This is a genomic window from Pigmentiphaga sp., assembly GCF_033795525.1.
GTDB lineage: Bacteria > Pseudomonadota > Gammaproteobacteria > Burkholderiales > Burkholderiaceae_B > Pigmentiphaga.
Genome location: NZ_JARYGM010000010.1, coordinates 51,620 through 70,353, shown reverse-complemented (window position 1 = coordinate 70,353; position 18,734 = coordinate 51,620). Strand labels below are relative to the sequence as shown.

The window sequence follows — 18,734 nt, the reverse complement described above, 5'->3', positions numbered from 1 at the left end:
GATCAGGCAGCCGAAGCGACCTTGGCGCCGTATTGCTTGACGAGACGGGCCACGGCGGGCGAGAGTTGCGCGCCGTTCTTGGTCCAGTGCTCGATGCGGTCCATCGCGATGCGCAGGCCTTCTTCACCCTCGGAAGCAACGGGGTTGTAGAAACCCACGCGCTCGATGAAGCGGCCATCGCGGCGATTGCGCGAATCGGCTGCAACGAGGTTGTAGAAGGGGCGCTTCTTCGAACCGCCGCGAGACATACGAATCACCACCATAGGTAATCCTTGGAAAAGAGTTGACTGAGAAAAGCCATAAAGTATAGCCCGCCAGGCTAGGCCTAGCAAGCAAGGATACGGTAAAGTCCTTCAAAATCAAGGCATTCCACGATGGATTCCCACCACACCCCTCCTCATTCCGATGCAGATGCGCCTCCCAACCCCGGCGCGCCGTTCCGGCACAAGGCCGTGGCAGGCCTGCTGGCCTTCCTGCTGGGGTGGGCCGGCGCCCATTGGTGGTACCTGGGGCGCCGCCGCGCCTGGGTACCTCTGCTGTTCTCCCTCCTGATGGTGGGCGCGGCCTTACGCAGCGAAGCATGGTATTTCCACCCCGCTTTCTTCCTGTTCCTGGTCCCGGCGGTGGCGGGATTCATCGAAGCCCTGGTCATCTGCCTGACGCCGGACGCCAAGTTCGACGCCAGGTACAACGCCGGCCATGCACGCCGCTCGCAGACCGGCTGGGGACCGGTGCTGGTAGCCATCCTGACCCTGGCCATCGGCACCGCCATCCTGATGCTGGGCATCGTCCTGCTGTTCCAGAGCATCTTCGACGGCGTAACGGTTTAGCCTGCCGCCGGCCGGCCGCGCGCTAGCGGAAAAGGGACAGCTGGCGCGCCTGCGGCCCGGACGCATCCTGCGCCGGCATGGGCGCCGGCGGCCTGAACAAGCCCGTTTCCAGGTCGATGCGGCGCCCTGCAAGCCCGTGCTTGCGGGCAGCTCGCTTGAATCGTTGGTCGATTAACTCGGCCCAGATGCCCTGCCCGCGCATGCGGCTGCCAAAGCGAGGATCGTTGAGCTTGCCGCCGCGCAAATCCTCGATACAGTGCAGGACCCTCGCCTTGCGGTCGGGAAAATGCGCGTCGAGCCAATCCACGAAAACGTCTTTGACCTCCCAAGGCAAACGCAGCACGGTGTAGAAAGCGGCCCGGGCCCCCGCGTGAGCGCAGGCCTCCAGCACGCGTTCGATCTGGTCGTCGGTAATGAAAGGGATGACGGGTGCGAGCGATACGCCTACGGGCACGCCGGCGCCGGTGAGCTGGCGTATCGCTTCCAGCCGGCGCCACGGCGCAGCCGCGCGCGGCTCGAGCGTGCGCGCCACACCGGCGTCCAGGGTAGTCACGGTGACATAGACGGCGACCAGCTTGAGCTCGGCCAGCTTGGCCAGCAGGTCGACATCCCGGGCCACCAGGCCACCCTTGGTCACCAGCGATACGGGGTGCCGGGTTTCGAGCAGCAGTTCCAGCAGGCCACGGGTGAGCTTCCAGTGTCGCTCGATGGGTTGGTAGGCATCGGTGGCCGAGCCGATGTTGATAACGTCGACCCGGTATCCCGGGCGCGCCAGTTCGGCCCGCAACGCCTCGACCGCGTTGGCCTTGGCGACCAGCCGCGTTTCGAAGTCCAGGCCTGGCGACCACCCCAGGTAGGCGTGGGTTGGCCGGGCGAAGCAGTAAACGCAGCCGTGCTCGCAGCCCCGGTAGGGATTGATCGAGCGGTCGAACGGAATGTCGGGCGAGTCGTTGCGAGACAGTATCTTCCGGGCCCGCTCGATAGCGACCTCGGTTTTCAGGGGAGGCGGCGCTTCCTCGCTGGAACCCCACCCGTCGTCCACCTGGCTGCGCCGGTCCTGCTCGAACCGGTGGGCAACGTTGACCACGGCGCCGCGGCCCCGCTGGGGCGTGGGCGGCGCGTCGGGATAAGCCTGCTCAGGCGGGATATCGTGTTCCATGCGGATACTGTATATCCATACAGTATAAAAATTCAAGCGCCGGTCTGCCGCCCCGCCAGGCGCCCGGGGAACGGTGCTTTACACTGCGCCCATGAGTTCCCTATTGCTGACCCCCGAACAACGGCAGATCGTCGCGCAGACCGCCCGGTTCCTGCTGGTGGATGCCGTCGCGGGCTCGGGCAAGACGACCACGCTCGCCCACTGCGTGGCCTACCGGGAACGCCAGGGCACCCCGCCGGACGAAATCCTGGCGCTGGTTTTCACCGATGCCGCGCGGCAGGTCTTTCAGCGGCGGCTGGCCGAGGCCGGGGCGTCCCGCAACGTCCGTGTCGCCACGTATGCCGACTTCGCGCGCTCGCTGCTGGCACGATGGCGGGAACAGGGCATCATCGAAGGCGCCCAGGTGTATCTGGCCAATGCCGAAGCCATGCGGCCCTACGTGCTCGAAGCCATCGAGGAAGCCGCGGCCGACCCGCGGGCCGATGGCGACTATGGGTACGACCTGAACAACCTCCACGCCGAAATCGTCATCAACCAGTTGTCGCGGCTCAAAGGGACATTGACGCTGGCCCGGTTCGAAGACGCCTCGGATGCGGAACTGGCAGACAGCCTCGACTTGCCGCGCGGGCTGGTGTCCATCTGCCGCACTTATGAACGCATGCGCCGGATCGACGCCGGACATTTCGCCTTCCAGAGCGAACACGACCTGGTCACCGACGTCTTGAGCGTGTGCGAACAAATAGGCGAATACGTATCGCTGCCCTCTCCGGCGTTGATCGTGGCCGACGAATGGCACGACGCCAACGCCGCCCAGATCGCCTTGCTCCGCAGGCTGGCCGGCCCGGACACCCGAATCATCGCCGCCGGCGACAAGGAACAGGTCGTCCATTCATGGAACGGGGCGGACCCCCGCTACATGGGCACCGCCTTCGAACAGCTGTTTCCGGGGACGCGCCGCCTGCCGCTGACCTGCTCCTTCCGTTGCGGGGCAACGCTCGGCGCCTGCGCCCAGGCGCTGACTGCCCAGCCGTTCCAATCGGGCAGGCAGGACGATACCGATGTGGAGGTCATTCGCTACGACGCCGCGTCGCCGGATGATTGCTGCGGCAAACTGGTGGAAGCGCTGGCGCGGATACGCGAGGACCGGTCCGGTCGCGGCCTGGCTGATTGCGCAGTCGTCTTGCGCGACGCGCACCAAAGCATCGCGCTGGAGAATGCATTCATCGAGCATGGAATTCCCTATGCGATGGACGGCTGCCAAAGCTATTTCGACCGTATCGAGATCCTGATGCTGCGAGGCATCCTGCATATCGCGCGGCAGTCCATGGCGCCCGTGAGCGAGCGGGCCGAGGTACAAGCCATTCTTCGGGCGCTGGGCCTGTTCGCAGCCCTGTCGTACACGGAAAGCGAGTGGGCCGACGCAGAGCGTACGATCGCGGTCACTCCCGAGACGATCCGCTACTTCTACAGCGGCCGCCTGAGCCGCACCTCCGAAGCGCAAGAAACCGTCGATCCTGCCACGCGGCGGTGGCGTGCGCGCTTCGCCCAGGTCTGCGACCACTTGATCGAACAGGTAGCAGCTCTGCCGGCAGGCGAACTGCTGGCCTTCGCCGCGCGCGAACTGCGGTTGGCGGATACGACCCGGCGCCTGTTCGTGCACCGGGTCGACGCCCTCGCGGTTGCCCGCTCCATCGACGGGTTCATTGCGTATGCGAGGTCCACAGGCCTGGATGCCGCCGGCTTGCTCGAACGATTGCACCAGGCGCAGCGCCGCAGCGGGGCCTTCCGGAAGAACCGGCATCCGCTCACGCTGACGACGGCGCGCGCGGCCAAGGGCAAGGAATGGCGCTTCGTGCACATGCCCTTTGTCGTGGATGGCGAATTCCCGCAGTCTTACGCCGACCCGGGCGAAGAACGCCGGTTGTTCTACGTCGCCATGACGCGGACCAGCGACAAACTATTCCTCTATACGCCCGCCGCTCATGAGAGCCACTTCATCCGGGCGCTGGATCTGGACTCGGCACGGGCCGGAGCCCGGGCGCGCCCTGCTGCGCCCGTGCCACCGGGCCGCCTCTACCTGACCGTGCCGTACAGCGAAAAGGACGCGGCCAAGCAGTTGGGCGCGCAGTGGGATAACGTGCAAAGGAAATGGTGGATATCGCCGGCAATGCCCAAACGGCTGTTCGCCAAGTGGCTGCCGTCCGATGACGGGCCGAGTCGCTCATGAAACAATGAGCCGGGTCCAGCGCCCATCCCAACCATGCAGGAACGACCGCCCTCGCCCCACCCCAACGCCGTCATGCGTGGCCTGATACTGCTGGCCGCCTTGCTGTGCCTGGCCTTGGGCGTCATCGGCATCTTCGTGCCCGGGCTGCCGACGACGATCTTCATCCTGATGGCGGCCTGGCTCGCGGCGCGCGGTTCCCCACGGCTGCTGGCCTGGCTCGAAGGCCATCCGGTGTTCGGTCCCATGCTCCGCAACTGGAACACCGACCGCTCGATCAGCCGCCGCACGAAGTGGAGCGCCGCCATCACCATGGCATTCTGCGCCGCGGTGCTGTTCATTGCACCGGTACCTCTCTGGATTGCCGCGCTGGCGAGCGGCATCATGCTGACGGTCGCGGTCTGGCTATGGCTGCGTCCGGAGCCCGGCCGGGGTCCACGGCCGACGGCGGACCCGGGCGGAGGCGATGACCGCCCCGTATAAGGACCGGCGTCGCATCCGTAGCCCGGGTCGCGATGCGGCCGTTCGGCCGGGCGGTCTCAGCGCTCCGCCGCGACCCTGATCATGCCGGCGGCTGCCGTCTGATGGGTCGCCTCGTCGATAAGGATGAAAGCTCCCGTAGCAGGAAGGTCGTCGTAGCGGTCCAGGGCCAATGCGTCACGCGTGGCCACGAGCACGCGCCCGATGTCATTCATCGCGAACGGCGTACCGGCGGTTTCCACTTCTTCCAGCTCGTGGATGTCGCGCCGCGTCAGCAGCGCCTTGATCTTGGCGGTGGTGAGCCGCGTGCCGTGCTTAAGCAGATACTTGCGCGCCGGATTGAGCGCCTGGGTGTCCAGCCAGCACAGCTCGGCCTCGAACTCGCGGACGACCGTGGCGGGCGCCGATTCGTGCACCAGCACGTCGCCTCGCGACGCGTCCACGTCCTCGTTCAGCACGATGGTCACGGAGTCGCCAGCCACCGCCTGTTCCACTTGTCCGCCGTAGACGACCAGCGACTTGACGCTGGCGGGAACCCCGGACGGCTGGATCAGGACCCGGTCTCCCACCCGGACCGAGCCGCTCGCCAATTGCCCCATGTATCCACGGAAATCATCGGCCCGGTCGCCGCCATGGCGGGCCACCATCTGGACCGGAAACCGCAAGGGCTTGCCGGCTGCATCGCTGCCTGCCTGCAGGGTTTCGAGCAGTTGGAGCAGGGCCGGCCCTTCGTACCACGGCGTGCGGGCCGACTTGCCGACGACGTTGTCGCCGGTCAGCGCCGACAACGGAAGAATGTGGAACTGCTGGATCCCGACCTTGGAGGCCAGCGCCGCATAGGCATCACGGATACGCTCGAATACCGGTTGGCTCCATTCCACCAGGTCCATCTTGTTGACGGCCACCACGATATGCCGGATGCCGAGCAGGTGCGCCAAGGTACTGTGCCGCTTGGTCTGGGTGAGCAATTGCCCGTCCACCACCCGCGTGGCATCGATGAGGATGACGGCGACGTCGGCGGTGGAGGCTCCGGTCACCATGTTGCGCGTGTACTGTTCGTGGCCGGGCGCGTCGGCAATGATGAACTTGCGCGCGGGCGTGGAAAAGTACCGGTAGGCCACGTCGATGGTGATGCCTTGCTCGCGTTCTGCCTCCAGACCGTCGGTAAGCAGCGACAGATCGATCGTGTCGCCCACCGTACGCTTGTACTTGGCACGCGAGATCGCATCGAGCTGGTCGGCAAATATGCCCTTGCTGTCGTAGAGCAGGCGGCCGATCAGCGTGGACTTGCCGTCGTCGACGGAACCGGCCGTGATCAGCCGCAGCACGCCGTTGTCGGTCGCGGAAAAGAATGCGGGATCGGTCATCGCGTTCATCAGAAATATCCTTCCTTCTTGCGGCGCTCCATCGAAGCTTCCGAGGTCTGGTCATCCATGCGGGTGGCGCCGCGTTCGGTGATGTCGGTCACCGCGGTCTCGGCGATGATGGCCATCGGGTCGGCCGCATCGGAGGCTACCGGGCAGGTGCAGGAGATGTCGCCCACCGTGCGGAACCGCACGGTCAGGTTCTCCACTTGCTCGCCCTCCTGGGGCGGCGTGAGCGGCGTCACGGGCACGAGCAGGCCCTTGCGGCGCACCACGTCGCGCTGGTGGGCGTAGTAGATCGACGGCAGCGCGAGGTTCTCGCGGGCGATGTACTGCCAGACGTCCAGCTCGGTCCAGTTCGAAATCGGGAACACGCGCATGTTCTCGCCTGGATGCACCCGGGTGTTATAGAGATTCCACAACTCCGGCCGCTGCGCCTTGGGGTTCCATTGGCCGAATTCGTCCCGGAACGAGAAGATGCGTTCCTTGGCCCGGGCCTTTTCCTCGTCGCGGCGGGCGCCGCCTATGCACGCATCGAAACCGAATTCTTCGATGGCTTCCAGCAGCGTGACCGCCTGCGCGGCGTTGCGGGAATCGGTTTCCTTGCGCAGGACCACGGAGCCGCGCTTGATGGAGTCCTCCACGCTGCGCACGATCAGCTCTTCGCCCAGTTCGGCGGCGCGTGCATCGCGGAAGGCAATGACCTCGTCGAAATTGTGGCCAGTATCGATATGCATCAGCGGGAACGGGAACTTCCCGGGCCGAAAGGCCTTTTCCGCCAGCCTGAGCAGCACGCACGAATCCTTGCCGCCGGAAAACAGCAGCACCGGCCGGGCGCATTCGGCCGCGACTTCGCGCATGATGAAGATAGCTTCCGATTCCAGCCAATCCAGGTGGCTGCGCGTGGTGTTCAAGATAGCGGACATGATTCAGCGATTACTTGGTTGTAACGACAGAGACCGGAATGGTCGAAAGATTGCCGGCATGCAGTCCGCACTCCTTGGAGTCGGACGATTCCCACCACCAGCGGCCGGCGCGCACGTCTTCGCCGGGGCGGATGGCGCGGGTACAGGGCTCGCAGCCTATCGAGGGATAGCCGCGGTCGTGCAAGGGGTTGTAGGGAATGTCCAGCGCGCGGATCGTCCCCCACACGTCTTCCTGGGTCCAGAGAGCTAGCGGGTTGTACTTATGCAGCCCGAATACCGGATCATGCTCGTCGAGCGGCAGCTCGCCCCGCGTGACGGCCTGCTCCCGCCGCTGCCCGGTGATCCAGGCGCTGCGCCCTGCCAGGACGCGCCTTAGCGGCTCGACCTTGCGTATCTCGCAGCAAGCCTTGCGCAGCTCGACGCTTTCGTAAAAGGCGTTCATGCCATGGGCCGTCACGTACTGTTCGACAGCTTCCGGATCAGGCCTCACAACCTGGATGGAGCGGTCGTAGCGCTCGGCGATGCGGTCCACCATGGCCAAGGTTTCGGGATTGAGCCGGCCAGTGTCCAGGGTAAAGATCTGGATCGGCAAGTTCCGCTCGAACACGGCGTGCGTCAGCACCATGTCTTCGGCGGCCAGCGACGACGCCAGCGCAACATCGCCATGCGCGCGGCCGATGGCCTCGAGGCGATCCAGCAAATCCGTCCAGCGTGCAGACAGGGAGGAAGAAGTGGAGGCGGTAGCAGGCATCATGGTTCAGGTCAGGAAAACTTGGGCGTTGCGGGGCTTGACGACGAGCGCTTCGCCAGTCTTGAGGTCGAGCTGGCGGAAGACTTCCGCCGGAAGCTCGACTTCGATAGGCTGGTCCGACCCCTGGCGGGTCAGCTCCAGGTACGCGCTCGGTCCGGCCAGGTAAGCCCGGTTGAAGGTGGTCACGAGCCCGATGTCGCCATCGCTGTAACGCTGCACATCGAATTCGTGGGGGCGCACGTAGGCGGTGGCATTGGCATGCTGCGCATTGGCCAGCTCGGGCGACCGGATCGTCAGGCCCTCGGCCTGCAGCACGCCCGCATGAGCCTTGCCGTGGAACTGGTTGACGTCGCCCAGGAAGCCGTAGACGAACGGCGTGGCCGGCCGTTCCCAGACTTCGGTCGGCGTGCCGACCTGCTCGATACGTCCCGCGTTCATCAGCACGACGCGGTCGGCGACTTCCAGAGCTTCTTCCTGGTCGTGGGTCACGAATACGCTGGCCACGTGCAGCTCGTCATGCAGGCGCCGCAGCCAGCGGCGCAATTCCTTGCGCACCTTGGCATCGAGCGCGCCGAAAGGCTCGTCCAGCAGCAATACGCGGGGCTCGACCGCCAGCGCCCGGGCGAGCGCGATGCGCTGGCGCTGGCCGCCGGACAACTGCGAGGGATAGCGGTCGGCCAGCCAATCGAGTTGCACCAGGTTCAGCAACTGATGGACCTTCTCCTTGATCTGGGCTTCCGAGGGCCGCTGGCCGCGCGGCCTGACACGCAGGCCGAATGCCACGTTCTCGAACACGGTCATGTGCCGGAACAGCGCGTAATGCTGGAACACGAAGCCGACCTGGCGCTCGCGCACGTGCACGTCGGTAGCGTCCTCGCCAGAAAAATACACGCTGCCTTCGTCCGGCGTTTCCAGCCCCGCGATGATGCGCAGCAGGGTCGTCTTGCCGCAGCCCGAAGGGCCCAGCAGTGCGACCAGCTCGCCCGACTCGATGTGCAGGGACACGTCCTTGAGAGCCTGGAAGCTCCCGAAACGCTTGGAGAGATTGCGAACTTCGATACTCATGTCTTTCGTTCCGTGAGGGCGGTCAACCGGCCGCCTTCAGTTGCAGCGGCGCGGCGCCGGAAAATTCGGGGGCAAGAACCGCAGCCTCGGCCGGCTTGGCGCCATGCCATTCGACCAGGCTCTTGAGGATCAGGGTGGCCAGTGCCAGCAGGGCAAGCACGGACGCTACGGCGAACGAGGCCTGGTAGGCGTACTCGTTGTAGAGAATCTCCACATGCAGCGGGATGGTATTGGTCAAGCCCCTTATGTGGCCGGACACTACCGAAACCGCCCCGAACTCGCCCATGGCGCGCGCATTGCACAGGATGACCCCGTAAAGCAGGCCCCATTTTATGTTGGGCATCGTGACCCGCCAGAATATCTTCCAGCCCGAGGCCCCCAGCGTGAGCGCCGCCTGCTCCTCGTCGCTGCCTTGTGCCTGCATCAGCGGGATCAGCTCGCGGGCCACGAAGGGAAAGGTCACGAACAGCGTGGCCAGCACCACGCCCGGCACCGCATAGACAACCTTCATGTCGTGCGCCTGCAGCCATGGCCCGAGCCAGCCATGGGTGCCGAACAGCAGGACGTAGATCAGGCCGGCCACCACCGGCGACACCGAAAAGGGCAAGTCGATGAGCGTCACCAGGACTTGCTTGCCGCGGAAGCGGAATTTCGTGATGGCCCATGCCGCCGCAACGCCCAGCACGAGATTCAGCGGCACGGCGATGGCTGCAACGATCAGGGTCAGCCGGATGGCGGCAACAGCGTCCGGCTCGACCAGGGCCTCGAGGTACAAGGCCCAGCCTTTCTTGAGCGCTTCCGAGAATACGGCTGCCAGCGGCATTATCAGGAAAAGCGCGAGAAAGCCCAGCGAGATGGCCAGCAGCAGGCGCCGTACCCACGGCGGTTCATCCAGGTGCGCAGGACGGGGGGTTGCGCTCATATTGCCTTGCTCCCCGCGCGGCGGGCCTGCCACCACTGCAGCAGATTGATGACCAGTAGCAACACGAACGCCAGGGCCAACATGACCAGTGCGATCGACGCGGCGCCGGCGTAGTCGTATTGCTCGAGCTTGGTAATGATCAGCAGCGGCGTGATCTCCGAAATCATGGGCATATTGCCGGCGATGAACACGACCGATCCGTACTCGCCCACCGCGCGCGCAAAAGCCAGCGCGAAGCCGGTCAGCAGCGCCGGCATGATGGTGGGCAGCAACACCTTGACGAATGTCTGCCAACGGCTGGCGCCGAGGCTGGCGGCAGCCTCTTCCAGCTCCCGCTCGGCATCCTCGAGCACCGGCTGCACCGTGCGCACGACGAACGGCAGGCCGATGAAGACGAGGGCCACCACCACGCCTACCGGCGTGTACGCGACCTTGATGCCTAGCGGCTCCAGCCAGCTTCCCATCCATCCATTGGAGGCATACAGCGCGGTCAGCGAGATGCCGGCGACGGCCGTAGGCAGCGCGAACGGCAGGTCCACCAACGCGTCCACGATTTTCTTGCCGCGGAACTCATAGCGCACCAGGGTCCATGCCACGGCCAGCCCGAACACCAGGTTGACCAGCGCCGCAAGCAAGGCCGCGCCGAAGGTCAGCCGATACGAGGCAAGCACGCGCGGCGCCGTCACCGTTGCCCAGAAGGCCTGCCAGTCAAGCGTCGCGCTCTTGAAAAACAGCGTCGATAGCGGCACCAGCACAATCAGGCTAAGGTAGAACACCGTGAACCCCATGCTCAGGCCGAAACCCGGCAGCACACCGAAGCGATGCGCGCGCCGCCTCGGGCCAGCCGGCGCGAGGGTTGCAAGGATGGAAGAAGAGGACATCTGCTACAGGATTTCCATGAACGCGGGGGACGGCAGGCAGAAGATCAACGCCTGCCCGGCTGATAGAGCTGGTCGAAGGTTCCACCGTCGTCGAAGTGGGTCTTCTGCGCCTTCTGCCATCCGCCGAACACCTCGTCGATCGTGATCAGGTTGACCTTGGGAAAGACCGAGGCATACTTGGCGGCAACCTCGGGATCGCGCGGGCGGTAGTAGTTGCGGGCGATGATTTCCTGCGCCTGCCTGGTGTACAGATACTCCAGATAGGCCTGGGCCGCCTGACGCGTCCCTTTCTTGTCCACGTTCTTGTCCACCACGGCAACCGGCGGCTCGCACAGGATGGACAGCGACGGCACGACGATGTCGAACCTGTCCGGGCCGAGTTCTTTCAGCGAAAGCAGCGCCTCGTTCTCCCAGGCCAGCAGCACGTCGCCCTGGCCGCGCTCGACGAACGTCGTGGTCGCGCCGCGGGCGCCGCTATCGAGCACCGGCACGTTCTTGAACAGCGCGGCGATGAACTCCCGCGCCCTGGCCTCGCTGCCACCCGGCTGCTTGAGCGCATACGCCCACGCCGCCAGGTAATTCCAGCGCGCGCCACCTGACGTCTTGGGATTGGGAGTGATGACCGCGACGCCGGGCTTGACCAGGTCGTTCCAATCCTTGATGCCTTTGGGATTGCCCTTGCGGACCAGGAACACGATCGTGGACGTATAGGGCGCGCTATTGTGCGGCAGGCGCTTCTGCCAATCGGCAGGAAGCAGATTGCCCCGCTCATGCAGGGCGTCGATGTCGTAGGCCAGCGCCAGGGTTACCACGTCGGCATCCAGCCCGTCGATCACCGAACGGGCCTGGGCGCCGGAGCCGCCATGCGACTGGCGAATGGTGAGCGCCACGCCGGCCTTTTTCATGTACTCGGCCGCAAAGGCCTTGTCCAGATCCTTGTAGAGCTCGCGCGTAGGATCGTACGAAACGTTCAGCAGTATCTGCTTTTGCTGCGCAGCAACAGGCCCGGCGGTCGCGGCGAGCGCCAGCAAGACGATACCGAGCTTTCTTCCCCACACCCACGCCATTCGACACCCCGTCGAGTTTGAAGGAAGGTGAATGGTGGGTCAGACGCCGCTGTTTGGGAACGACATCTTCGATGGTTACTTATTCCATACCGGTATAAACGCCGCCCGGTACAGAACAAATGTTCCGATGCGAGCGGGCGGCTGCGCCGCCGGGCCAAGCGCGGCCCGGTGCGTTCTTGCGACGCAACATGGAGGCCGCCATAGTAGGCGGGAGGCGAGAGGGCGCCGAAGGGACAGCGGCCGGACGCCAGCGGCCCCGGCGCCGTACTGAGGGATCAGTTGAACCGGCCGCCCTTCCCGCCGGCGCTGAACCGGCCCGCCCCGATCAGGGCGATGACCAGGCCGCCGGCCAGATAGAGGCCCTGCAGCTCCAGCGCCCACGCGCCGTTCTTGGTCACCGAGAAGATCTGGTTGGCGTGGGCCAAGGCGATCGCCACCACCATGTTGATCGCGACGATGAGCCCGGCCAGCCGGGTGTAGATGCCTACCAGCAGCAGGATGGGCGCCACGACCTCGCCCACATAGACGAAATACCCGAGAAAGGCGGGTAATCCATGCGAAGCGAGCAGGCTTTGGACAAAACCGATGCCGCCTATCACCTTCGGGATGCCATGCATAAGCATGAGCACCCCGATGGAGACGCGCAGCAGGAGCTTACCGAGATCGTCGGCGGTCTGAAGCATGGCTTTCCTATTGATCGAGGATGACGGCCCGCATTACAGCACATGTCCGTGACGCAGGCACCACCCTTTGCCATGCCGGAGCGCCGCCTACTCCTTGTTGGGCTGGGGCGTGATACGCAGGTAAGGACGTACCGCTTTGTAGCCCTTCGGGAATTTCTGCTTGAGCTCCTCGGGATCCTGCAAAGCTGGAACGATGATGACGTCGTCGCCATCCTTCCAGTTCACCGGCGTGGCAACACTGTAGTTGTCGGTCAGCTGCAGCGAATCGATCACCCGCAGGATCTCGTCGAAGTTGCGCCCGGTGCTGGCCGGATAGGTGATGATGAGGCGCACCTTCTTCGCAGGATCGATGATGAACACCGAGCGCACCGTGGCCGTGGCGCTGGCGTTGGGATGGATCATGTCGTAGAGCGTGGCCACCTTGCGGTCGGCGTCGGCAATGATAGGGAAATTCACCGAGCAAGCCTGCGTCTCGTTGATGTCGCCTATCCACTTCTGGTGCGAATCGGCCGGATCGACGGACAAGGCCAGCACTTTGACGTTGCGTTTGGCGAACTCATCCGCCAGTTTCGCCGTATAGCCCAGTTCGGTCGTGCATACCGGCGTGAAGTCCGCCGGGTGCGAGAACAGCACGCCCCAGCTGTCGCCGAGGTAATCGTAGAAACGGATGCGTCCGATGGAGGAATCCTGTTCGAAATCGGGAGCAGTGTCGCCCAGTCGCAATGCGGCCATGTCGGTCTCCTACGTTTTCAAAGAAAGAATTCTGGCGGGCCGCCGGGGAAGCGGGAACAAATGTTTGCACATATCTTTATAGCTTTCCACCATAAACCCGGGCGTAATACTTATTTTCAAGCATAAGCCGTTCCGCCCGCGGCGGCGCTGCCATCAAAACTGGCGTTATTAACAAAAGCCAAATTCTTCGTTCCCAGTCATGAAGAACGTGGCCATGATGCGCTCATGCGACTGCAACCCTTGATCGTCCCTGGTTGGAACAATTCCGGTCCCGGCCACTGGCAAAGCCGGTGGCAGGCATGCCTGCCGCGTGCCGTGCGCGTGCAGCAGCGCAACTGGGCATCGCCCGACCTGCATGACTGGACCGCGGCCCTCGCCGCCGCCATAGAAACAGCGTCGCGGCCGCCGCTGCTGATCGCCCATAGCCTGGGCTGCATCACGGTATGCCATTTACCGCTGCGCATACGGGAAAGAGTTGCCGGCGCTCTGCTGGTCGCACCGGCCGACGTGGAGCAGCGCGGCACGCCGGCCGAGCTGCGCTCGTTCTGCCCGGTACCCATGCAAACCTTGCCCTTCCCGAGCGTGGTCGTGGCCAGCACCGACGACCCCTATTGCTCGGTGGCCCGCGCCCGCGCATTTGCCGAGGCATGGGGCAGCCGCTTCGAGCAAGTCGAGGATGGCGGGCATATCAACGCGGAATCGGGCTACGGCGAATGGCCCCAAGGCTTGAAGCTGCTGGCGGCCTTGCGACGCCGCGCTCATTGGCGGATTCCCGTCGCCCCGTGCCGCACGCCGCCGCTGCCGCCGTCCTCGACCAAGTCCCATCACCGGCCGGCGTCCTGACCCGGCAAAAACGCCGCGCGCGCCGCCAGCGCTGACCGCCGGGCAGCAGCGCCGCGTCAGAACGCGTCGACCGGCATTGCCAGGGTGCTGGGGCCGCCCTCGAGAATCTCGCGCCGCAGGGCCTCCACGCGCGGCAGGAGATGGGCGCAATAGAACTGCGCCGACGCCAGCTTAGCCGGGTAGAACGCGTCGACCTCTCCTTTGGCGATCCGGCGACGGCACGCCAGCGCGGCCCGGGCCATCTGCCATCCCCCATGCGTGAATCCTGCCAGCATGAGATACGGCACGCTGCCGGCGTAGACCTCCGGCAGCGCCTCACGGTAGCGTTCCACCACGAAACGCACCACGTCCTCGTAGGCGTCTATCGCATGGGCGAGCTGGCCGCGCATAGCCTCCAGGGAACCGTCCGCGTCCAGGTCCGCCAGCGTCTGGCGCATATGGCCCATGATCGCGAAGGCTACCGCTGCGCCATCGCGGGCCGTCTTGCGTCCCACCAGATCGTTGGCCTGGATGGCTGTCGTGCCCTCGTAGATCGACAAGATGCGTGCATCGCGGTAATGCTGGGCGACCCCGGTTTCTTCGATGAACCCCATTCCGCCATGCACCTGTATGCCCAACGAGGCGACCTCGATCGCGACCTCGGTAGAGAAGCCCTTGACGATGGGCACCATGTATTCATAGAAAGCCATGTTGCGGCGCCGTGTGTCGGCATCGGGGTGACGCGCGGCAAAGTCGTGCGCGCCCGCTGCGACGTAGGCAATGGCACGTGCCGCCTCGGTCAAGGTGCGCATGGTTAGCAGCATGCGGCGCACATCGGGGTGATGGACGATGGCGACGGGACCGCTAGCCCCCACCACCGCCCGGCTCTGGACCCGCTCCCTGGCATAGTCCGCGGCCTGGCGATAGGCGCGTCCGGCTATCGCGACGCCCTGCAGCCCGACAGCAAAGCGCGCCGCGTTCATCATGATGAACATGGTTTCCAGGCCACGGTGGGCGTCTCCCACCAGATAGCCGATCGCGCCCTCGCCAACCTCCCCCTTGCCGTCGCCATACATCAGCACGGCGGTCGGACTGGCCTTGATGCCCAGCTTGTGTTCGATGGACGCGCACCAGACATCGTTACGCTTGCCCAGCGAGCCGTCCTCGTTGACGAGGAACTTGGGCACGGCGAACAGCGACAGCCCTTTCACGCCCTCCGGCGCATCCGGCAGGCGAGCCAGCACCATGTGCACGATGTTCTGCGCCATGTCATGCTCGCCATACGTAATGAAGATTTTCTGTCCGTACAGGCGGTAGGTGCCGTCTTCCTGGGGCACCGCCCGGGTGCGCACCAGCGAGAGGTCGGATCCGGCCTGTGGCTCGGTAAGATTCATGGTTCCCGTCCAGGAACCATCGATCATGGGCGGAATGAACCGCCGTTTCTGCTCTTCGGTACCGGCGGTCAGCAGGACTTCAATGGCGCCATCGGTCAGCAAAGGACACAGCGCGAATGCCAGGCAGGCCGCGTTCAGGTTTTCCATGCAGGGGGTGGCCACCAGCTTGGGCAGTCCCTGGCCGCCGAAGGCAACGGGGTGCTGCAAGCCTTGCCAGCCGCCCTGGACGAAACTGCGGAACGCTTCCCCAAAGCCGGGAGTCACGGTGACCACGCCGTCGCGCCAGGCGGGCGGCTCCAGGTCGCCGCGGCGATTGAGCGGCGCCACGACCTCTTCGAGCAGCCGGGCATTCTCCTCCAGCACCGCATCGACGACCTCGCGCCCGATTTCCTCGCAACCGGGCAGCTGCTGCACTTTGTCCAGGCCGGCCAGTTCGTCGAGCACGAACCGGATGTCACGCAATGGAGCCACGTAAGCCATGCAAACCTCCAACCAGGTTGACATCGATGGCCCGTGCAGCCGGCCCTGCGGCAAGGCCGGCCGCCGGCCCTGAAGGAGTGTGGCGGCGGGGGTCGGCCCTGCCGCTGGCGGCCACCCGCAGCGCGGGTGGCCGCCAGGCGTTAAAGCGCCTTGCTCAGTTCCGGCACAGCGGTGAACAAGTCGGCCACGAGCCCGTAGTCGGCCACGCCGAAAATGGGCGCCTCGGCATCCTTGTTGATCGCCACGATGACCTTGGAGTCCTTCATGCCGGCCAGATGCTGGATCGCCCCGGAGATACCCACGGCAACGTACAGCTGGGGCGCGACGATCTTGCCGGTCTGCCCCACCTGCCAATCGTTGGGTGCGTAGCCGGCGTCGACGGCCGCGCGCGAAGCGCCCATGGCTGCCCCCAGCTTGTCGGCCAGCGGCTCGAGCAGCTTGAAGTTCTCGGCGCTGCCCATGCCGCGCCCGCCCGACACCACGGCCTTGGCGGCCGTCAACTCGGGGCGGTCGCTCTTGGCGACTTCCCTACCCACGAACGACGACTTGCCGCTGTCGCCCACGGCGGTCACCTTCTCGACCGCCGCCGAGCCTCCGGCAGCCGCCACGGCATCGAACGCCGTCGTACGCACCGTGATCACCTTGACCGCATCGGCCGACTGCACCGTGGCAATGGCGTTGCCCGCGTAGATCGGCCGCTCGAACGTATCTTCGGCAGCGATCGCCACGATATCGGAGATCTGCGCCACATCCAGCTTGGCCGCCACCCGCGGCGCCACGTTCTTGCCGTAGGCCGTAGCCGGGAAAAGGATGTGGCTGTAGCCCTGGGCCACGGCCAGCACCTGTGCCGCGACGTTCTCGGCCAGCCCTTCGGCCAGCGCGGGCCCATCGGCCGCGAGCACCTTGGCCACCCCCGCGACCTGGGCCGCCGCCTGCGCCGCGCCATCGACGCCGGCACCGGCCACCAGCACGTGCACCTCGCCGCCCAGGCGCTGGGCCGCCGCGATCGTATTCAGCGTCGCGCCGCGCAGGTGCGCATTGTCATGTTCTGCTACGACCAGTATCGCCATGTTCACACCACCTTCGCTTCGTTCTTCAGTTTGTCGACCAGCTCGGCCACGTCGGCCACCTTCACACCCGCCTTGCGCGCGGGAGGCTCGCTTACCTTCAGCGTCTTCAGGCGCGGCGTGACGTCCACCCCGAGCTCTTCGGGCTTGAGCGTCTCGAGCGGCTTTTTCTTGGCCTTCATGATGTTAGGCAGCGTGACATAGCGCGGCTCATTCAGGCGCAGGTCCGTCGTCACGATGGCCGGCAGCGCCAGCGACACCGTCTCGAGCCCGCCGTCGACCTCGCGCGTGACCGTGGCCTTGCCCTCGCCGATCTCCACCTTGCTGGCGAAGGTCGCCTGCGGCCAATCGAGCAGCGCGGCCAGCATCTGGCCGGTCTGGTTGGCATCGTCATCGATGGCCTGCTTGCCCAGGATCACCAGCTGCGGCTGCTCCTTGTCCACGATCGCCTTGAGCAGCTTGGCCACCGCCAGCGGCTGCAGCTCTTCCTGCGTCTCGACCAGCACGGCCCGGTCCGCTCCGATGGCCATCGCCGTGCGCAGGGTTTCCTGGCACTGCGGCACGCCGCACGACACCGCCACGATCTCGCTGGCTGCGCCTTTCTCTTTCAAGCGCACCGCCTCTTCCACCGCGATTTCGTCGAACGGGTTCATCGACATCTTCACATTCGCGATGTCCACGCCCGTCTGGTCCGACTTCACCCGGACTTTCACGTTGTAGTCAACCACTCGTTTGACTGGCACTAACACCTTCATGTATGCAACCTCGTTTTAAGTGAACCGGCTGCGCCTGGGGCGAACCGGCGCAGGACAGAGCAGACAGACCGCAGATAGACAGGACCGCGCAAGCATGCCGCGACTCCGCGCGCCAGACAGTAAACCTTTCGATTATAGGTAATCGGCACCTCTCCCTCCCCGGGAGAAAGTACGGGTAAATACCGACACCGCGCGCATCAAATCCCCGCCAGGGCACGTATGTGCGCCGTGACGCTGCGCCCCAGCGCGGAAAGGTTGTAGCCTCCCTCCAGGCAGCTCACTACCGGGGCCCCATGGCGGCGGGCCAGCTCGCTCAGCTGCGCGGTGATCCAGGCGAAGTCGGCCTCGACCAGGCCCATGCGGCCCAGATCGTCTTCGCGGTGCGCATCGAATCCCGCAGAAACAAGGACCAGTTGAGGCCGGAATCGCTCTAGCGCAGGCAGCCATTTGCCGGCCACCAGCTCGCGTATCGCCGCCCCCTCGGTATAGGCCGGCACCGGTTCGTTCAGCATGTTGCCGGCCCACGGACTCGCACCGCAGAACGGATAGAACGGGTGCTGGAAGAACCCGCACATCAGCACCCGATCGTCCCCCGCGAGCGCTTCCTCGGTGCCGTTGCCATGGTGCACGTCGAAATCGATGACGGCGACGCGGGCCAGGCCATGATGGGCCATCGCGTGGCGCGCGGCGATCGCGACGTTGCTCAGGAAGCAGAATCCCATGGCCCGGTCCGGGCACGCATGGTGACCGGGCGGGCGGACGGCGCAGAATGCGGCTTCGCCCTCTCCGGCCAGCACCGCGTCGACCGCCGCGATCGCGGCCCCCGCGGCATGCAGGGAAGCCGCATACGTATGCGGGTTCATGGCGGTATCGGGATCGAGTTCGGCATACCCTCGGACCGGCGCGCGTTCGACCAGCGACTCCAGATACTCCGGGGTATGGACGCGCAACAGGGCCTCTTGCGCAGCCCGCGGGGCCTCGCGCTGCAGCAGGTGCGCCGCCACGCCCGACGCCAGCAACTGGTCGGAGATCGCATCGAGCCGCTCCGGGCATTCGGGATGCCCGTCGCCCATCTCATGCTGCCTGCACGCCGGGTGCGTGAAGTAAAGCGTAGCCATGGCCTCCATTATGC

19 protein-coding genes are annotated in these 18,734 nt (G+C 65.3%); 4 read left to right on the top strand and 15 right to left on the bottom strand.

Features of this window, described 5'->3' with window-relative positions; translation table 11 throughout:
* Positions 1 to 2: 2 nt before the first annotated feature.
* Positions 3 to 263 (bottom strand): 30S ribosomal protein S16, encoded by a 261-nt coding sequence (rpsP, locus tag QHC78_RS17905; RefSeq protein WP_319746971.1) that lies wholly within the window; start codon positions 261 to 263, stop codon positions 3 to 5.
* A 111-nt stretch (positions 264 to 374) separates the two neighbouring features.
* Between rpsP and QHC78_RS17900 the strand changes: the two genes are divergently transcribed.
* The gene (locus tag QHC78_RS17900; RefSeq protein WP_319746969.1) at positions 375 to 830 is read left to right on the top strand and encodes a TM2 domain-containing protein; all 456 of its coding nucleotides are present in this window, start codon (positions 375 to 377) and stop codon (positions 828 to 830) included.
* 22 nt (positions 831 to 852) lie between these two features.
* On the opposite strand, the gene QHC78_RS17895 is transcribed toward QHC78_RS17900, so the two are convergent.
* Positions 853 to 1,989 carry a PA0069 family radical SAM protein gene (locus QHC78_RS17895; protein ID WP_319746967.1) on the bottom strand — a complete coding sequence of 379 codons (1,137 nt, stop codon included), beginning with the start codon at positions 1,987 to 1,989 and terminating at the stop codon, positions 853 to 855.
* 91 nt (positions 1,990 to 2,080) lie between these two features.
* Between QHC78_RS17895 and QHC78_RS17890 the strand changes: the two genes are divergently transcribed.
* Together QHC78_RS17890 and QHC78_RS17885 are read left to right on the top strand one after the other, a co-directional pair.
* The gene (locus QHC78_RS17890; protein ID WP_319746965.1) at positions 2,081 to 4,216 is read left to right on the top strand and encodes an ATP-dependent helicase; all 2,136 of its coding nucleotides are present in this window, start codon (positions 2,081 to 2,083) and stop codon (positions 4,214 to 4,216) included.
* Between the two features lie 33 nt (positions 4,217 to 4,249).
* On the top strand, positions 4,250 to 4,696 hold the full coding sequence (locus QHC78_RS17885; protein ID WP_319746963.1) for a YbaN family protein: 447 nt from the start codon (positions 4,250 to 4,252) through the stop codon (positions 4,694 to 4,696).
* Positions 4,697 to 4,752: 56 nt separating this feature from the next.
* Here the strand turns inward: QHC78_RS17885 and QHC78_RS17880 are convergent, their stop codons facing one another.
* From QHC78_RS17880 to QHC78_RS17840, 9 genes are all read right to left on the bottom strand, one after another.
* Positions 4,753 to 6,069, bottom strand: coding sequence for a sulfate adenylyltransferase subunit 1 (locus tag QHC78_RS17880; protein ID WP_319746961.1), 1,317 nt, complete (start codon positions 6,067 to 6,069; stop codon positions 4,753 to 4,755).
* Complete coding sequence (cysD, locus tag QHC78_RS17875; protein ID WP_319746960.1) at positions 6,069 to 6,983, bottom strand: sulfate adenylyltransferase subunit CysD; 915 nt, start codon at positions 6,981 to 6,983, stop codon at positions 6,069 to 6,071. Before cysD ends, QHC78_RS17880 begins: the two co-directional genes overlap by 1 nt.
* A 10-nt stretch (positions 6,984 to 6,993) precedes the next feature.
* On the bottom strand, positions 6,994 to 7,737 hold the full coding sequence (locus QHC78_RS17870) for a phosphoadenylyl-sulfate reductase (protein WP_319746958.1): 744 nt from the start codon (positions 7,735 to 7,737) through the stop codon (positions 6,994 to 6,996).
* A gap of 3 nt (positions 7,738 to 7,740) precedes the next feature.
* Positions 7,741 to 8,799, bottom strand: a complete 1,059-nt coding sequence (locus QHC78_RS17865; protein ID WP_319746956.1) for a sulfate/molybdate ABC transporter ATP-binding protein — start codon at positions 8,797 to 8,799, stop codon at positions 7,741 to 7,743.
* Between the two features lie 22 nt (positions 8,800 to 8,821).
* Complete coding sequence (gene cysW, locus QHC78_RS17860; protein WP_319746954.1) at positions 8,822 to 9,721, bottom strand: sulfate ABC transporter permease subunit CysW; 900 nt, start codon at positions 9,719 to 9,721, stop codon at positions 8,822 to 8,824.
* Positions 9,718 to 10,602, bottom strand: coding sequence for a sulfate ABC transporter permease subunit CysT (gene cysT, locus QHC78_RS17855; protein WP_319746952.1), 885 nt, complete (start codon positions 10,600 to 10,602; stop codon positions 9,718 to 9,720). Before cysT ends, cysW begins: the two co-directional genes overlap by 4 nt.
* 44 nt (positions 10,603 to 10,646) lie before the next feature.
* The gene (locus QHC78_RS17850) at positions 10,647 to 11,669 is read right to left on the bottom strand and encodes a sulfate ABC transporter substrate-binding protein (protein WP_319746950.1); all 1,023 of its coding nucleotides are present in this window, start codon (positions 11,667 to 11,669) and stop codon (positions 10,647 to 10,649) included.
* 275 nt (positions 11,670 to 11,944) lie between these two features.
* Complete coding sequence (locus tag QHC78_RS17845; RefSeq protein ID WP_319746948.1) at positions 11,945 to 12,352, bottom strand: DoxX family protein; 408 nt, start codon at positions 12,350 to 12,352, stop codon at positions 11,945 to 11,947.
* Between the two features lie 87 nt (positions 12,353 to 12,439).
* Complete coding sequence (locus QHC78_RS17840) at positions 12,440 to 13,084, bottom strand: peroxiredoxin (protein ID WP_319746946.1); 645 nt, start codon at positions 13,082 to 13,084, stop codon at positions 12,440 to 12,442.
* A 225-nt stretch (positions 13,085 to 13,309) separates the two neighbouring features.
* Between QHC78_RS17840 and QHC78_RS17835 the strand changes: the two genes are divergently transcribed.
* Positions 13,310 to 13,927 carry an RBBP9/YdeN family alpha/beta hydrolase gene (locus tag QHC78_RS17835; RefSeq protein ID WP_319746944.1) on the top strand — a complete coding sequence of 206 codons (618 nt, stop codon included), beginning with the start codon at positions 13,310 to 13,312 and terminating at the stop codon, positions 13,925 to 13,927.
* A gap of 56 nt (positions 13,928 to 13,983) precedes the next feature.
* Here QHC78_RS17835 and QHC78_RS17830 read toward each other — a convergent pair whose 3' ends face one another.
* The 4 genes from QHC78_RS17830 to QHC78_RS17815 all read right to left on the bottom strand — a co-directional run bounded on the left by QHC78_RS17830 (position 13,984) and on the right by QHC78_RS17815 (position 18,720).
* Positions 13,984 to 15,780 (bottom strand): acyl-CoA dehydrogenase, encoded by a 1,797-nt coding sequence (locus QHC78_RS17830; RefSeq protein ID WP_319746943.1) that lies wholly within the window; start codon positions 15,778 to 15,780, stop codon positions 13,984 to 13,986.
* A gap of 140 nt (positions 15,781 to 15,920) precedes the next feature.
* Positions 15,921 to 16,850 carry an electron transfer flavoprotein subunit alpha/FixB family protein gene (locus QHC78_RS17825; RefSeq protein ID WP_319746941.1) on the bottom strand — a complete coding sequence of 310 codons (930 nt, stop codon included), beginning with the start codon at positions 16,848 to 16,850 and terminating at the stop codon, positions 15,921 to 15,923.
* Between the two features lie 2 nt (positions 16,851 to 16,852).
* Positions 16,853 to 17,602, bottom strand: a complete 750-nt coding sequence (locus QHC78_RS17820; protein ID WP_319746939.1) for an electron transfer flavoprotein subunit beta/FixA family protein — start codon at positions 17,600 to 17,602, stop codon at positions 16,853 to 16,855.
* A 197-nt stretch (positions 17,603 to 17,799) separates the two neighbouring features.
* Positions 17,800 to 18,720, bottom strand: coding sequence for a histone deacetylase family protein (locus QHC78_RS17815; RefSeq protein WP_319746937.1), 921 nt, complete (start codon positions 18,718 to 18,720; stop codon positions 17,800 to 17,802).
* Positions 18,721 to 18,734 lie beyond the last annotated feature (14 nt).

Coding starts and splice junctions, on each gene's coding strand:
- rpsP (WP_319746971.1), bottom strand. CDS start 263: ATGGTGGTGATTCGTATGTCTCGCGGCGGTTCGAAGAAGCGCCCCTTC.
- QHC78_RS17900 (WP_319746969.1), top strand. CDS start 375: ATGGATTCCCACCACACCCCTCCTCATTCCGATGCAGATGCGCCTCCC.
- QHC78_RS17895 (WP_319746967.1), bottom strand. CDS start 1,989: ATGGAACACGATATCCCGCCTGAGCAGGCTTATCCCGACGCGCCGCCC.
- QHC78_RS17890 (WP_319746965.1), top strand. CDS start 2,081: ATGAGTTCCCTATTGCTGACCCCCGAACAACGGCAGATCGTCGCGCAG.
- QHC78_RS17885 (WP_319746963.1), top strand. CDS start 4,250: ATGCAGGAACGACCGCCCTCGCCCCACCCCAACGCCGTCATGCGTGGC.
- QHC78_RS17880 (WP_319746961.1), bottom strand. CDS start 6,069: ATGAACGCGATGACCGATCCCGCATTCTTTTCCGCGACCGACAACGGC.
- cysD (WP_319746960.1), bottom strand. CDS start 6,983: ATGTCCGCTATCTTGAACACCACGCGCAGCCACCTGGATTGGCTGGAA.
- QHC78_RS17870 (WP_319746958.1), bottom strand. CDS start 7,737: ATGATGCCTGCTACCGCCTCCACTTCTTCCTCCCTGTCTGCACGCTGG.
- QHC78_RS17865 (WP_319746956.1), bottom strand. CDS start 8,799: ATGAGTATCGAAGTTCGCAATCTCTCCAAGCGTTTCGGGAGCTTCCAG.
- cysW (WP_319746954.1), bottom strand. CDS start 9,721: ATGAGCGCAACCCCCCGTCCTGCGCACCTGGATGAACCGCCGTGGGTA.
- cysT (WP_319746952.1), bottom strand. CDS start 10,602: ATGTCCTCTTCTTCCATCCTTGCAACCCTCGCGCCGGCTGGCCCGAGG.
- QHC78_RS17850 (WP_319746950.1), bottom strand. CDS start 11,669: ATGGCGTGGGTGTGGGGAAGAAAGCTCGGTATCGTCTTGCTGGCGCTC.
- QHC78_RS17845 (WP_319746948.1), bottom strand. CDS start 12,352: ATGCTTCAGACCGCCGACGATCTCGGTAAGCTCCTGCTGCGCGTCTCC.
- QHC78_RS17840 (WP_319746946.1), bottom strand. CDS start 13,084: ATGGCCGCATTGCGACTGGGCGACACTGCTCCCGATTTCGAACAGGAT.
- QHC78_RS17835 (WP_319746944.1), top strand. CDS start 13,310: ATGCGACTGCAACCCTTGATCGTCCCTGGTTGGAACAATTCCGGTCCC.
- QHC78_RS17830 (WP_319746943.1), bottom strand. CDS start 15,780: ATGGCTTACGTGGCTCCATTGCGTGACATCCGGTTCGTGCTCGACGAA.
- QHC78_RS17825 (WP_319746941.1), bottom strand. CDS start 16,850: ATGGCGATACTGGTCGTAGCAGAACATGACAATGCGCACCTGCGCGGC.
- QHC78_RS17820 (WP_319746939.1), bottom strand. CDS start 17,602: ATGAAGGTGTTAGTGCCAGTCAAACGAGTGGTTGACTACAACGTGAAA.
- QHC78_RS17815 (WP_319746937.1), bottom strand. CDS start 18,720: ATGGCTACGCTTTACTTCACGCACCCGGCGTGCAGGCAGCATGAGATG.